Consider the following 14,091-nt stretch of genomic DNA (forward strand, 5'->3'; position numbering starts at 1 on the left):
CTCCAGAAGGTTGGACGAAAGCGGCGCCAAGACCTCGGCCGCCGCTTTATGATGGAAGCCCGACCCACGATACCCAAGGAGCCCGGCCATGCAAAAAGGAAGTTGCCACTGCGGACGCATCGCATTCGAAGTCGACGGCGACGTGTCCCAGGTCCTGGAATGCAATTGCTCGCACTGCAGCCGCAAGGGCTATCTGCTGTGGTTCGTGCCGCGTCCGAACCTGCGCATCACCTCGTCCACGGACAGCCTGTCGACCTACAAATTCAACAAGCATGTGATTTCGCATCACTTCTGCGCTCACTGCGGCTGCGCGCCTTTCGGCTTCGGCGCCAGCCCCACGGGCGAGGAAACGGCGGCGGTGAACGTGCGCTGCCTGGAAACGGTGGACCTGAACGCGCTGACCCGCATCCCGTACGACGGCCGCAGCGTCTAGGGCCCGTCGACGCCTGGCGCTATTCTCGCATCCGGGCGCCGTCCGGGAAACCTCTTATTGTTCGGGGCGCCGCCGCATCCCTATTATTCCTCCACGATCAGCATTGATCCTTGCGCGGCGCGTTCCGCGCTCCTGCCGCACCCCGCAGCAATGATTGCTGCCTGAACACTCCGTCTGGCTATAACAGCCCCCGACTTGCACGCACTGCGTGGTCGGGGGCTTTTTCGTTTGTTTTCCGCGAAGGAGACCGCATGCAACCGTTCGATCCGCAACCCGCGCCCGCGACCTACGTGGCCAGCGTCCAGATGGCCCCGGCGATAGGCGAGGTCGCCGCCAACGTGGCGCGTTCCCTCGCGCTGGCGGAAGAGGCCGCCGCGCGGGGCGCGCGTCTGGTGGTGCTGCCAGAGCTGGCCAACACCGGCTACATGTTCGAAAGCCGCGAGGAAGCCTACGCCCTGGCCGAGCCCGTGCCGGAGGGGCCGTCCTCGCGGGCCTGGATCGAGCTGGCCGCGCGCCTGGGCATCTACCTGGTGGCGGGGATCGCGGAGCGCAGCGGCGACCGTCTCTACAACTCGGCGCTGGTCGCCGGCCCGCAGGGCTATATCGGCACCTACCGCAAGCTGCATCTGTGGGGCGACGAGAACCTGTATTTCGAGGCGGGCGACCTGGGCCTGCCCGTGTTCCATACCGAACTCGGCCGGCTGGGGGTGGCGATCTGCTACGACGGCTGGTTTCCCGAGGTCTATCGCCTGCTGGCGTTGCGCGGCGCGGACCTGGTCGCGGTGCCGACAAACTGGGTGCCCATGCCCGGCCAGACGCCGGACGGTCCGGCCATGGCGCATGCGCTGGCGATCGCGGGCGCGCACAGCAACGGGCTGACGGTGGTGTGCGCCGACCGGGTCGGCGTCGAGCGCGGACAGTCTTTCGTGGGCCGCAGCCTGATCGTGGGGTCGCAGGGCTGGACCGCGGCCGGCCCGGCCAGCGCCGACCGCGAGGAGATCCTGCTTGCCGCCGTCGACCTCAAGGCCGCGCGCCGCGGGCGGCAGTTGAACGCGTTCAACCACGTGCTGCGCGACCGGCGCTGCGATGTCTACGACGAGCGGCTGGGCGCGGCGGACGCGCCGGCCCAGCGGTGAACAACGGCGGATAGCCGACCCCCAAGGAGAAACCCATGAAATTCCCGTTTTGCAGGATTCTTGCCCGATTGTCCTTCGCAGCGCTGTTGTGCGGCGCCGCCGGCGCCCATGCCGCGGAGCCGCTGCGGATCGGCGTGCCGGTCGGCCTGTCGGGCGCCAACAGCGTAGTGGCGCCCGGCGTGGTGCAGGCCTCGCAGCTGGCCGCCGACGAGATCAACGCTGCCGGCGGCATCCTGGGCCGCCGGATCGAGCTGGAGATCGCCGACGACGCCTCCGGCGCGGTCGGCGCGCAGAAGGCCTACGACACCCTGGTGTTCCAGAAAAAGGTCGACGCCGTCATCGCCATGGAGACCAGCGCGGCGCGCAACGCGGCGCTGCCCATCATCGCCCGCGGCAAGGTGCCGTATATCTACACCTCTTTCTATGAAGGCCGCTCGTGCAACCGCTGGATGCACGTGAGCGGCTGGGTGCCCGAGCAGCAGGTCGCGCCGGTGGTGGACCACTTCATGAAAACGCGCCACGCCAAGACTTTCTTCCTGATCGGCAGCGACTACGCGTTCGGCCGCGGCATGCTGAAGTTCACGCGGGAATACATCGAGAAGCAGGGCGGCAAGGTGGTGGGCGAGGAATACCTGCCCATCGACGGCTCGGACTGGACGGCCATCGTGTCCAAGGTACGCTCGGCGCAGCCCGACGCGCTGATCAGTTCGACCGCGGGCGGCAGCCCCAACGTCAGCCTGGCCAAGCAGATCCAGGCCGCCGGCCTCGCCATGCCCTACGGCAATCTGGCCATCGACGAAGGCACGGCCAAGACCATGGGCGACACCGCGGCCGGCATGTACATGTCCTCCTCCTACCTGACCAGCATCGATACGCCGCAGAACCGCAAGTTCCTGGACGGACTGAAGGCGAAGTTCGGCGGCCAGGCCAAGACGGCCAACGAATTCTCGGCCGCCCAGTACGAAGGCTTTTTCCTGTACAAGGCCGCGGTCGAGAAGGCCGGCGGCACCGACCCCGCCAAGGTCGTGCAGGCGCTGAGCGAGGTACAGGTGGACGGTCCGCGCGGCCCGGTGCGGATGGACCGCCAGCGGCACGCGGCGCTCACCATGCGCCTGGGCCAGGTGCAGCAGGACGGGTCCATCCGCATCCTGCAGTCTTTCGACAAGGTGGACCCGGGCGCCCAGTGCCCCGACCTGAAGTAGCGTTTGCGCGCCGCCCGCCGGGCGGCAAAGGAGACCCCGATGGGATTGCTGCTGGACATCCTGAGCACCGCGGCCATGCTGTTCATCGTGACGGCGGGGCTGATGATCATCTTCGGCGTCATGAAGATCGTCAATTTCGCGCACGGCGCCATCATTACGCTGGGCAGCTACGCCAGCCTGGTCGTGACGCAGCTGGGCCTGAACCCTTGGCTGGCGCTGCCCCTGGCGCTGGCCGTCGGCGCGGCGGTGGGCGTGGGCGTGGAACGGCTGATCGTGCGGCCGCTGTACAAGCGGCCGCTGGACGCCATCCTGGCCACCTGGGGCCTGGGCATCGTGATCGGGCAACTGATCACCATGGCTTTCGGGCGCGAAGTGCAGTTCGCCGACGCGCCGGTCAAGGGCGCGGTGGCGCTGCTGGGCACCGACTACTCGGCCTACCGGCTGCTGCTGATCCCGGCGGCGCTGCTGGTGTACGGGGCCATGCTGCTGCTGCTCAACGGCACGCGCTTCGGCGTGCGCACGCGGGCGGTGATCATGAACGAGAACCTGGCGCGCGGCCTGGGCATCAACGCCGAGCGTATCCGCTTCATCACGTTCGGCCTGGGCGCCGGCCTGGGGGCGCTGGCCGGCGCGCTGATCACGCCGCTGTCCAGCGTGGACCCGAACATGGGGCTGGCCTGGCTGATCAGCGCCTTCATGCTGGTCATGGTGTCGGGCCATTCGATCACCGCGCTGCTGCTGACCTGCCTGGTCTACGGGGCCTGCCAGGTGCTGGTCAGCGTGCTCGTCAGCCCCATCCTGGGCGGCGTCACGATCGCCGTGCTGGCGGCGCTGACGCTGCGCCTGCGTCCCCAAGGATTCGCTCATGACTGATACGCTGCTTGCCCGGCCAGCGCCGGAAACCGCCGTCGCTGCGCGCCGGGCCTCGCGCTCCCGCGACCTGCTGTGGCTGTCCGGCCTGTGCCTGGCCTTGACCGTCGCCGGCCCCTGGCTGTTCGACACCTACCTGCTCAACGTGCTGATCAAGGCGCTGTTCTTCGCGGCGGCCGCCGTGACGGTGGATATCCTGTGGGGCTATACCGGCTACCTGACCTTCGGGCAGTCGGCGTTCTTCGGCGTGGGCGCATACGCGGCGGGCCTGGCGTTCACGCACTACGGCTTCTCCCCGGCGACGGCGGGGCTGGCCGCGCTGGCGGCGGTCGCGGTGGCGGCGGCGCTGGCCCTGGTCACGGGCTGGCTGTCGTTCTACCGGGGCGCCTCGCCGTTCTTCGCCACGGTGATCTCGCTGGTGCTGCCCATCGTGCTGACCCAGCTCGTGCTGTCGGGCGGCACCTGGACGGGATCGTCCTCGGGCCTGACCGGCTACGAAACCTTCGACCTGTCGCTGGAGGCCTGGTACGTGATCGCGGCGGGCGGGCTGTCGGCCGTGGCGCTGCTGGCCTGGGTGGCGGCGCGCAGCGACGGCGGCCGCATCCTGGTGGCGCTGCGCGACAACGAGGCGCGCTGCAGCTACCTGGGCCTGAACACCGCCCGCTGGCGCATCCTGCTGCTGGCGGTCTGCGGCGTCATCGCCAGCCTGGCGGGCTTCGGCTACGGGGCCTTCAGCGGCGTCGTGGCCCCGGAGCTGACGGGATTCGTGTTCGGCACGGAACTCATCATCTGGGTGGCGCTGGGCGGGCGCGGCACCATCTGGGGGCCGGTGCTGGGCGCCATCCTCATCAATGTGGCGGGGTCGTACCTTAGCGGCAACCTGCCCTTCGTGTGGCAGTTGCTGCTGGGCGTGACCTTCATCGTGGTGATCCTGCTGCTGCCGCGCGGGCTGCTGCCGCTGCTGCTGGCGCCATGGCGGCGGCACCAGGCCGCGGCGCCCGCGCCGGCGCTGACGGAGCGGGCAGGGCAGGCCGCCGCGCCTGGCGCCGGGCAGGCGGCGCTGCAACTGGCGGGCGTGGCCAAGCGCTTCGGCAGCCTGAAAGTGCTGGAAGGCATAGACCTGCAGGCCCGCGGCGGCGAACTGGTGGGACTGATCGGGCCGAACGGCGCGGGCAAGACCACGCTGATGCGCTGCATCGCCGACGGCGCCGAACGCTCCGACGGGCAGGTGGAACTGTGCGGCCACGCCGTGCGCCGCGACGATCCGGCGCGCTGCGTGCGCTACGGGCTGGGGCGCAAGTTCCAGAACGCCAACGTGTTCGACACGATGACCGTGGCGGAAAGCCTGCGCATCGCCACCACGCTGCGCGAACGGCCGTCCTGGCGCCGCCGCGCGCCCGCCCTGGCGCTGCCCTCCTATGCGCTGGAGGTGCTGCGCATGACCGGGCTGGACCAGCGGCTGGACAGCGTGGCCCGCGACCTGTCCCACGGCCAGCAGCAGGCCCTGGAGCTGGCCATGGTGCTGGCGCTGGAGCCGCGCGTCATCCTGCTGGACGAGCCCACGGCCGGCCTGAGCAAGGCCGAGCGCATGCAGATCGGCGCGGTGCTCTCGTCGCTGGCCCAGCGCCACGGCCTGTGCTGCCTGCTCGTGGAGCACGACCTGGATTTCGTGGCCGAGGTCGCCACCCGCATCGTCGTGCTGCACCAGGGGCGCATCGTCATGGACGGCAGCTTCCGCGAGGTGACGGAATCGGAACTGGTGCGGACCATCTACGCGGGCGGCGCGCCGTCCGCGCAAGGAGCGGAACAATGACGAATGTTGCGCCGGCCTTGCGGCTGGAAGGCGTGTCCAGCGGCTACAAGGGCTCGATGGTGCTCAACGACGTGTCGCTGTCCGTGCCCAAAGGCGCCTGCGCGGCGCTGCTGGGCAAGAACGGCATGGGCAAGAGCACGCTGCTCAAGACCGTCATGGGATACCTGCCCAAGCAGCGCGGCCGGGTCCGGCTGGGTGAGGTGGACGCCACCCGCCTGCGGCCGCATGAGGTAGCGCGCTGCGCAGTGGCGTACGCGGCCCAGGAACAGCCGCTGTTTCCCGACCTGAGCATCCGCGACAATCTGCGACTGGGCCTGGCGCGCGACGGCCTGTTCGACGAGCGCTTCGAAGAGATCGCCGAACTGTTCCCGGTGTTCGCGTCGCGCCTGCGCCAGCATGCGGGCACCCTGTCGGGGGGCGAGCAGAAGATGCTGCTGGTCGCGCGGGGCCTCATGCAGCGGCCCGCCTTGCTGCTGCTCGACGAAATCACGGAAGGGCTGCAGCCCTCGGTGACCGAGCGGCTGGCAGGCGTCCTCAACTGGGAGCGCGAGCGGCGCGGGACCAGCATGTTCATCGTGGAGCAGAACGTGGCGTTCGCGCTGCGCGTGGCCGACAGATACCTGGTGCTCAAGCAGGGCGCCATCGTCGACGAAGGCGACGCTGGCGCGCCGGAGGCCGCTGGCCATATCATTGATCATCTCAAGGTATGAGCCAGAACCCGCATGCTTCCGACCCGCCGTCCAGGATTCTTCCCATGGCCTCGCCCTTGACCCCGCCCGGCGGCCCGGGCGCCACCGGCCCCGGGTGGCGCATCGGCGTGCTGTATTCGCGCAGCGGCGTCAGCGGCACGACCGAATCGCAGCACTTCTTCGGCACCGTTCTAGCCGTGGAGGAGATCAACGCCCTGGGCGGCGTGCTGGGCCGCCCGCTGGAACCGGTCGCCTACGACCCCCGCAGCGACTGCGAGGAATACCGCCGCCTGGCCGCCCGGCTGCTGCTGGATGACGAAGTCAACGTGATCTTCGGCGGCTGCACCTCGCATTGCCGCAAGGCCATGCTGCCGGTGGTGGAGCGCAGCAACTCGCTGCTCTGGTACGCCTCGGTCTACGAAGGCTTCGAGTATTCGCCCAACGTCATCTACACCGGCGCCGCGCCCAACCAGGGCAGCATGCAACTGGCCGCCTACCTGATCCAGCACTGCGGCTCGCGCATCTTCCTGGTGGGCGCGGACTACATCTATCCGCGCGAAACCAACCGCATCATGCGCGAAACCGTGGAGGAGCACGGCGGCGAGATCCTGGACGAAACCTATCTGCCGCTGGACTGCGACGAGCGCGACATCCTGGAAGTGGTGAAGGACATCGCCCGCATCCGGCCCGACGTGGTGTTCTCCACGCTGATCGGGTCGGACGCCCAGCGCTTCTACCAGCGCTACCACGAGGCCGGCCTGGCGGCGGCCAGCATCCCCATCGCCAGCCTCACCATGACCGAAGCCGAGGTGGCCGAAGTGGGCCCGGCGCTGTGCGCCGGGCACATCACCGCCGCCACCTATTTCAACACCGTGGCCACGCCCGGCAACGCGCATTTCCTGGCGCGCTGGCGCGAACGCTTCGGCGACCGTCCCGCCAACGTCTACGCCGAAACCTCCTACAGCCAGATGCACCTGTTCGCGCGCGCCCTGCAGCGCGTGGGCGCGCTGGACACCCGCAAGCTGGTGCAGGCGGTGCACAAGGTGGAGTTCGACGCGCCGGACGGGCGCCTGTCCATCCTGGCCGAGAACAACCATTGCGTGCTGACCCCGCGCATCGGCGTGTGCCGGCCGGACGGCAGCTTCGACATCGTCTGGGAAAGCGGCGTGCCGGTGAAGCCCGACCCCTACCTGACGGCGTTCGGGCTGGACGAGTTCTGGTTGAAATGAGCATGGACCATAGCCTACGCCGCCTCTACGAGGACCTGCGCAGCGTGGCGGTCGCGGTGGTGTACCCGCCCGGCGAAGACCGCGACCTGCTGGTCGAGCAACTCAAGCGCATCGGCTGCCGCATCCACCTGCATTGGCCGTTCCCGGAGTGCCCGCCGTCGGGCGCCGATGTGGTGTTCTTCCAGGTCTCCCAATGCGGCCGCAACAGCGCCGCCTGGACCGCCAGCGAAGTCGAGGCCACCCTCATCGCGCTCTCCGAATACGAAACCCCCACCACCCTCAAGCAGCTCCTCAAGACCAACGCCCACGGCGTGCTGACCCGGCCGTTCCGCTCCGCCGGCATCCTCAGCACCCTGGTGCTGGCGCGCTCCGCCCGGCTATTCCAGCTGCGCCAGCAGAACAAGATCGACAAGCTGGAAAGCACCATCAAGTCGCGGCGCGTCATCGAAAAGGCCATCCGCGTCCTGATGGACCATCAGCGCCTGGACGAACGCGAAGCCTACGAACACATGCGCGGCCGCGCCACCCGGCTGCGCGTCAGCGTGGCGGAAGTGGCCGCCATGATCGTCGACGCCAGCGAAGCCATGGAAAAACTGGGTCTGGGCGGCGGCCGCCCCGGGCCCGCCAACACCGCTTGAACCCGCGGCCGGTTTCCAGTCCAATGACAGTCTGTGCGGACGGACCGTGCCGGTGCATCCGCGTCCACTGATACACGGATGGAGCGAGTTGCCATGACAACGGTGCGATTGCTGTCGGACGAGGAAGTCCGGCGGAACCCCCAGGCCTGGGCGGTGTTCGAGGACATCCGGGCCACGCGCAAGTCGGATTTCGTCAACAACTTCTGGCGCGCGCTCGCCAACGACCCGCCCCAGCTGGAGCGCGTCTGGGCGCAGCTCAAGCAGGTCATGATGGCCGAAGGCGAACTCTCGCCCCTGATGCGCGAACTGATCTACATCGCCGTATCCACCGCCAACGGCTGCACCTACTGCATCCACTCCCACACCGCCGCCGCCCGCGCCAAGGGCATGACCGACGGCCAGCACGCCGAACTGCTGGCCGTGATCGGCATGGCCGCGCAGACCAATGCCCTGGTCACCGCCATGCAGGTTCCCGTCGACGAGGCATTCATCGTGAAATAGGAGGCCGCCATGTCTCTGATCCCGTTGTTTCCCCTCTCCAACGCGCTGTTTCCCGCCGGCGTGCTGCACCTGCGCATCTTCGAAGTGCGCTACCTGGACATGATCCGCCGCTGCATCGCCGACGGCAGCGAATTCGGCGTGGTGGGCCTGCTCTCGGGCAACGAAGTCCGCACGCCCGAAGGCGTCGAAACCCTGGCCCCGGCCGGCACCATGGCCCGCATCGACGCCTGGGACGCGCCCATGCCCGCGCTGCTGGAACTGCGCTGCGTCGGCACCAGCCGTTTCCGGCTGCTGTCCAGCGAGGTGGCAAAATACGGCCTTTGGATGGGCCAGGCCGAACCCATCCCCGACGATCCGCCCATGCCCGTGCCGGAAACCATGCAACCCAGCGCCGATGCGCTGGGACGCCTGATCGCCCAGTGGCAGCAAGACGGCGTGCCCGCCGAAAGAATGCCCCTGGGCCCGCCGTTCCGGCTGGACGACTGCGGCTGGGTCGCCGACCGCTGGTGCGAACTGCTGCCGCTGCCGCCCGACGACAAGGCCACCTTGCTCGCGATGACCGATCCGGTGGCGCGGCTGGCGGCGGTCCAGGACGTGCTGCGGGGGCAGGGGCTGGCGTAGTGCCGGAGCAGGGGTCCGCGTAGCGGATACAGGGCCCGGGCGTAACCGTATTTGGACACCATGGAAATCAGGATAGACGAGGGCCTGCGCGCCTACATAGACCCCTTGACCGACGACGAGCGCGAGGCGCTGGAGCGCAGCCTGCTCGCCGAAGGCTGCCGCGACGCCCTGGTGCTATGGGGCGACCTGCTGGTCGACGGCCACAACCGCTACGCCCTGTGCCAAAAGCACGGCATCCCCTTCGAAACCCGCCAGAACACCACGTTCAAATCCATGGAGGACGTGCACCTCTGGATGATCGAAAACCACCTGGGCCGGCGCAGCGTGTCCGACTTCCAGCGCGGCGTCCTCGCATTGCGCAAGAAAGAAATCCTGCAAGCCCGCGCCGCGTCCGCGCCCGCGCCCGACGATCCCCCTTGGGACGAAGACTCCGGCGACCCGCCGCCGGTCGCGGCCGCGCCCGTGCCGCAGGCCCTGAGCCGCCAGGCCCTGGCCCGGGCGGCGCGCATCAGCAGCAATACGCTGGGGCAGATCGAGAAGATCCAGAAGGCGGCCGCGCCGGAACTGGTGCGGGCGGTCAAGGATGGGGCCATCTCCATCAACGCCGCGGCCGCGGTGGCGACGTTGCCGCCCGAGCGCCAGGCAGCGGCCGCGGCTGGCGGCAGAAAGGAACTACAGCAGGCGGCTCGTGAAGTCCGCCAGGCCAAGGCGCCTCCGCCACGCGAGGCGGTGCCGGATATTCCTATTGAGAATATTGCGGATTTGCCGGCGGAAGTTGCACGGTTACGGGAGTTGCTGACCCGGCTGACGGATGAGCGGGATCAGCTGAAGAAGAAGGTGATGCATTTGACGGTGGCGCTGGCTGAGGCTAGGAACGCGGCGGGGGGAGGGGATGACTAAGCGCCTCGGAGAACGGAGGGATCATCAAGCGCGAACTTTGCTTACCGCAAGCTAAAGGTCTGGATCCGTAGATCGGTGATGCATCTAGTCGAATTGTCTGCCGGTGTCCGACTTCGGCCATTAAGAGACCTTCGTCCGCTGCGTCCCTAAGACAACAGCACACCCGCCCCACACAGGAAGCGGTCGTTTGATTGCCGAAAGACCGCGCCATATTCATATTTCGCTCTAGTTGAATGCTTTGTTGAAGAATAAATAGGCGGCGTTAGGCGCCAGTGAATTTCGCGTGAACACGGAGAACTGTGCCTTGAACTTGACGCTGCATTTGCAGTCCGGCATGTTGTACGCGATGACCGGCCCGACCGCCGCGCTGGCGAAGCGATTACCCGACACACGTTGCCCGTTCAGCCTGTCGTCGGCGATCTGGCGCGCGTAGTACCCCGCCACGCCCAGCTGCCATCGACCGATGACCTCACTGATCGCCATGTCCACGTCCACCACCATCCCGTTCCGATAGCCGGTCGCAGAATTCTTGCGGGCAATGTCCAGGAAATAGCTCATGCTGAACTCGGTGCCATCGCCCAAGAAGTTCGGCCCGGTCAGATAGGTGAACGCGCCGTTCGGAATGTAATAGAGCGTATTGCGTCCCGTCGTGTACAGTTCTTTCGCGTCGTACTTGCCAGTGGGCAGCACCATCGAATACCCCAGCTTCATCGTCAAGCCGCGCGGTCGGCCCGCTTCGACAGTGCCAAGATGCTTGCTCCACATGAGTACGTCGGTGTAGATGTCGTTCATGCCCTCGAAGTTCTGATGCTTTCCGTTGACGGTGATACTGCCCCAGCCGTAGCCAGTGGAGACGGAACTGCCCAGCGTGCCGCCGAACAACTTATGCGGATAGACATAGAGAAGACCGAACTGCGCAATTCCGCCCGGCAGCCTTCCGGAAGTCGTGGAACTCTGCCCGGCGTTGTCATAGAACTTTTCCCCCAACGCGCCCACGGCGATGGCCGAACCATATACGCCCGGATACGGCGGCAGGTAGGCGCTCTGTATGTCGGTGCCCCCGACCGGACCACCATAGGTCACGCCTTGCGCCGCCAGCGCATTGCGCGAACAGGCCCAGAGCAGGATGCCGATGAAAACGAAATGCCTCATGACTTGTCTCCCTTATAGGTCTTTTGTGTGTGACTGCTGCTCGAATGGCGCGGGCCCGCGCGGCCTGCCGGCCCGCGCCGATGCACGGACGGACGGTCTGAAATCAATCCAGGGGCGCGCGGGCGCGCGTCGTTGAAGGCACCGCGTCCTTCGCCAGCGCAAAGCGTGCGGGCCCGAACGCCAAGGCCAGGCGCCGCATGAAATGCTCGAAGCCGAACCAGGCCCGGTTGCCGGAGGTGAACGGATGCACGACCAGCACCCAGGGTTCGTCGGGGCGCGCAGTCTCGTGGGCCAGCGCAGACAGATACAGCTGCTCATAGGCTGCCGTCGCGTCCAATGTTCCGAAAATGCCGCCGAATCGTGGATGGATGACGGCGCCGTCGATCAGCGCCGGATCGGTAGGCAGCACCGCCACCCGTGTCAGCATCGTCGCCGTGGCGCCGGGTGCTGGCGCGCGCGCCGCGTCGGACCCGCCAACCAGTGACAGCGATACGTAGCGGATGCCGTGCGTCGCCAGCAACTCGTCCGTCCAGGGATTGATGGCCAGCCCCGGCGGCCGGAAGCCCACCGGCGCCAGTCCTGTCAACCCGCGGATGCTCGACACGGCGAGCTGGATCAGACGGTCTTCTTCTTCGCGCGAGGCGATGCCCGTCCACATTTCATGTTTCCAGCCGTGCATGGCAATCTCATGCCCGGCCGCATGCCAGGCCAGCAGCTCATCCGGATGCCGCAGGGCCGCATAGCCCTCGGCGAAGTAGGTGCAGCGGATCTGTAATTCATCCAACAACTGGAGGATGCGCGGATGGCCCAGCTCCAGGCCGATTTGGTTGTAGGCAGCCCATTCGGCGGCGGGGATGCTGGCGGGGCAAGGCCAGGGCAGCGCGTCGCCGGCCGCGCTGCCGAAATTGTCAAACGTGATGCATAGCATGATCGGAAGTCCTGGTTGGAAGGTGCGGACGCCGCCGTTCAGGTGTGCGCGGGCGGCGCGGCCACGACGCGGTTCCTGATGTCGCCGATGCCTTGGATATGCATGCGCACGACGTCGCCGGGCGCGAGGAACACCGGTGGTTGGCGCGCGGCGCCGATGCCGGCCGGCGTGCCTGTGGCCAGCACATCACCGGGCTCCAGTGTCATGGCGCTGCTCAGCTCCTCGATCTGATCGAAGATGTTGAAGCGCATCTCCGCCGTGTTGCCGTCTTGCCGCAGTTCGTCATTGACCCAGGTGCGAACCTGGAGCGCGTGCGGGTCGGCGATCTCGTCGGCCGTGACCAGCCACGGCCCCAGCGGACCCAGCGAATCGAATGACTTGGCCAGCGTGATTGTCGGACTGCGGTGATGGCGCTCGCGGATGCTGGCATCGTTGCAGACGGTGTATCCGGCGATGTAATGGATGGCGTCGCGGGCTCGCACGTTGCGGCAACGTCGGCCAATAACCACAGCCAGTTCCACTTCGTAGTCCAACGTCGACATGCCCGGGGGAATGATCAGGTCATCGAACGGCCCGGTGATGCAGGAGGCCTGCTTGTTGAACCAGATCTGGTGCTCTCCCACGCCGACGTTCAGACGGGCGATCTCCCGCAGATGCGAGGCATAGTTGCCGCCAATGGCCAGGAATGCTGACGGCCGTCGCAGCGGCGGCAGCAGCCGCACGGCGGACAGCGGCAGGCGCGCCGTTGACTCGCGCGCCAGCAGCGCAAGCAGCCGCCACGATGTGTCCTGCCCTGGCAGCCAGTCGGCAAGATCGGGCGACAGCGCCGGCAGGTCCGCGGTCACGTCGATGATCGCGTCCGCCTCTACGACGCCCAGGCGGTCTCGGCCGCCCTCGTGGAACATGGCAAGTTTCATCTTATCTCCTAGGCATGTTGTCCCGCCCGACCGCCAGCGAACTGGATGACGGGTGCAAGTGATGTTCGATTGCCCCGGCGCGCCGCCTCAAAGGTCCAGCGTGAGCGACGCCGACTTTGCGCGCGAAACGCAGGGCAGGATGAGGTCGTTCGAGGCGCGCTCGGCCGCCGACAGCACGTCATCGCGATGGTCGGGGATGCCGTCGAGGACCCGCGTCATGCACATGCCGCACACGCCCTGCTCGCAGGACAGAGGTACCTCCACGCCGGCGCGGGCCAGCGCGGTGGCGATCGAGCAGTCCGGCGGCACGTCGACGCGCCGGCCACTGCGCGCCGCCACCACTGCGAACGTTCCCTCTGCCGCCGCCTGTGCCGCTGGCGGTCGGCTCGCGCTGAAGCGCTCATAATGCAGGTGGCCGGCCAGGCCATGCCGTTCGGCCGAAGCCACGGCGTCGGCCAACATCGCGTTCGGACCGCATAGATACACGTGCTGGTCCGCGTCCAGGCCGGCAAACAGCCTGTCCAGATCCAACTGCCCCTCCTTGAGGTCGTCATCGAAGTGGTATCGCACCTGGTGCCTGCAGGAGTCGGCATCGAGCCGATCCAGGAACGCGGCGGCGGCGCGGCTGCGCGCGCAGTAGTGCATGGCGAAGTCCAGGCCGCGCCGCGCCAGGAATTCCGCCATGGCGATGATGGGCGTGATGCCGATGCCTCCCGCGATCAGCACAACCCGCCGATGCCGGGGTGACAGCGCGAAATGATTGTGCGGCCCTCGCACCAGCAAGGGCGCGCCGATGGCGTGCGTCTCGCACAGATAATGCGCTACGCCGTGCGCGGACGCGCAATGGATGGCCAAGTGGTAGCCATCCCGTGCGTCGGGTGGATTGCACAGCGAGTAGGCGCGCGTACCGCCCGGCACCCGCACTTCTATGTGATCGCCCGGCGCGATGTCGGGCAGCGGCGCGCCCTGTTCGCAGGCCAGCGTCACCGCATAGATGTTGTCGGCGATCCGCTGGCGCCGCGCCAGCTGCATTGGCCGCCAATCCGCCGTCGCGCGGCTCGG

Annotated in this window: 15 protein-coding genes; 11 read left to right on the plus strand and 4 right to left on the minus strand. The window is 67.7% G+C overall.

What is annotated here, in order from left to right; genetic code table 11:
• The first annotated feature begins 88 nt into the window (after positions 1-88).
• The 11 genes from ACN6PJ_RS00950 to ACN6PJ_RS01000 all read left to right on the plus strand — a co-directional run bounded on the left by ACN6PJ_RS00950 (position 89) and on the right by ACN6PJ_RS01000 (position 10,032).
• Entirely contained in the window at positions 89-433 is a 345-nt protein-coding gene (locus ACN6PJ_RS00950; protein WP_427994017.1) for a GFA family protein, read from the plus strand.
• A gap of 251 nt (positions 434-684) precedes the next feature.
• A complete protein-coding gene (locus tag ACN6PJ_RS00955; protein ID WP_427994018.1) occupies positions 685-1,569 on the plus strand; it encodes a nitrilase family protein in 885 nt (294 codons plus the stop codon).
• A gap of 35 nt (positions 1,570-1,604) precedes the next feature.
• Positions 1,605-2,771, plus strand: a complete 1,167-nt coding sequence (locus tag ACN6PJ_RS00960; RefSeq protein WP_427994019.1) for a substrate-binding protein — start codon at positions 1,605-1,607, stop codon at positions 2,769-2,771.
• A 39-nt stretch (positions 2,772-2,810) separates the two neighbouring features.
• Positions 2,811-3,644 (plus strand): branched-chain amino acid ABC transporter permease, encoded by an 834-nt coding sequence (locus tag ACN6PJ_RS00965; protein WP_427994020.1) that lies wholly within the window; start codon positions 2,811-2,813, stop codon positions 3,642-3,644.
• Entirely contained in the window at positions 3,637-5,454 is a 1,818-nt protein-coding gene (locus tag ACN6PJ_RS00970; RefSeq protein ID WP_427994021.1) for an ABC transporter permease subunit, read from the plus strand. The genes ACN6PJ_RS00965 and ACN6PJ_RS00970 overlap by 8 nt, the downstream gene beginning before the upstream one ends.
• Positions 5,451-6,164, plus strand: a complete 714-nt coding sequence (locus ACN6PJ_RS00975; protein ID WP_427994022.1) for an ABC transporter ATP-binding protein — start codon at positions 5,451-5,453, stop codon at positions 6,162-6,164. The genes ACN6PJ_RS00970 and ACN6PJ_RS00975 overlap by 4 nt, the downstream gene beginning before the upstream one ends.
• Positions 6,165-6,208: 44 nt before the next feature.
• On the plus strand, positions 6,209-7,372 hold the full coding sequence (locus tag ACN6PJ_RS00980; RefSeq protein ID WP_427994023.1) for a transporter substrate-binding domain-containing protein: 1,164 nt from the start codon (positions 6,209-6,211) through the stop codon (positions 7,370-7,372).
• 2 nt (positions 7,373-7,374) lie between these two features.
• Positions 7,375-8,010: an ANTAR domain-containing response regulator gene (locus tag ACN6PJ_RS00985; RefSeq protein ID WP_427994024.1), complete on the plus strand. Its 636-nt coding sequence runs from the start codon at positions 7,375-7,377 to the stop codon at positions 8,008-8,010.
• A 93-nt stretch (positions 8,011-8,103) separates the two neighbouring features.
• A complete protein-coding gene (locus ACN6PJ_RS00990) occupies positions 8,104-8,511 on the plus strand; it encodes a carboxymuconolactone decarboxylase family protein (protein WP_427994025.1) in 408 nt (135 codons plus the stop codon).
• Between the two features lie 9 nt (positions 8,512-8,520).
• Positions 8,521-9,132, plus strand: coding sequence for an LON peptidase substrate-binding domain-containing protein (locus ACN6PJ_RS00995; RefSeq protein WP_427994026.1), 612 nt, complete (start codon positions 8,521-8,523; stop codon positions 9,130-9,132).
• A 60-nt stretch (positions 9,133-9,192) separates the two neighbouring features.
• A complete protein-coding gene (locus ACN6PJ_RS01000) occupies positions 9,193-10,032 on the plus strand; it encodes a hypothetical protein (protein WP_427994027.1) in 840 nt (279 codons plus the stop codon).
• Positions 10,033-10,257: 225 nt separating this feature from the next.
• Here the strand turns inward: ACN6PJ_RS01000 and ACN6PJ_RS01005 are convergent, their stop codons facing one another.
• From ACN6PJ_RS01005 to ACN6PJ_RS01020, 4 genes are all read right to left on the minus strand, one after another.
• Positions 10,258-11,184 (minus strand): SphA family protein, encoded by a 927-nt coding sequence (locus ACN6PJ_RS01005; RefSeq protein ID WP_427994028.1) that lies wholly within the window; start codon positions 11,182-11,184, stop codon positions 10,258-10,260.
• 103 nt (positions 11,185-11,287) lie between these two features.
• Complete coding sequence (locus tag ACN6PJ_RS01010; protein WP_427994029.1) at positions 11,288-12,112, minus strand: polysaccharide deacetylase family protein; 825 nt, start codon at positions 12,110-12,112, stop codon at positions 11,288-11,290.
• A 38-nt stretch (positions 12,113-12,150) separates the two neighbouring features.
• The gene (locus ACN6PJ_RS01015; RefSeq protein ID WP_427994030.1) at positions 12,151-13,029 is read right to left on the minus strand and encodes a fumarylacetoacetate hydrolase family protein; all 879 of its coding nucleotides are present in this window, start codon (positions 13,027-13,029) and stop codon (positions 12,151-12,153) included.
• Positions 13,030-13,116: 87 nt separating this feature from the next.
• A complete protein-coding gene (locus ACN6PJ_RS01020; protein WP_427994031.1) occupies positions 13,117-14,061 on the minus strand; it encodes a PDR/VanB family oxidoreductase in 945 nt (314 codons plus the stop codon).
• Positions 14,062-14,091 lie beyond the last annotated feature (30 nt).

The sequence above is a fragment of the Achromobacter sp. genome, from assembly GCF_050285585.1.
GTDB lineage: Bacteria > Pseudomonadota > Gammaproteobacteria > Burkholderiales > Burkholderiaceae_B > Achromobacter.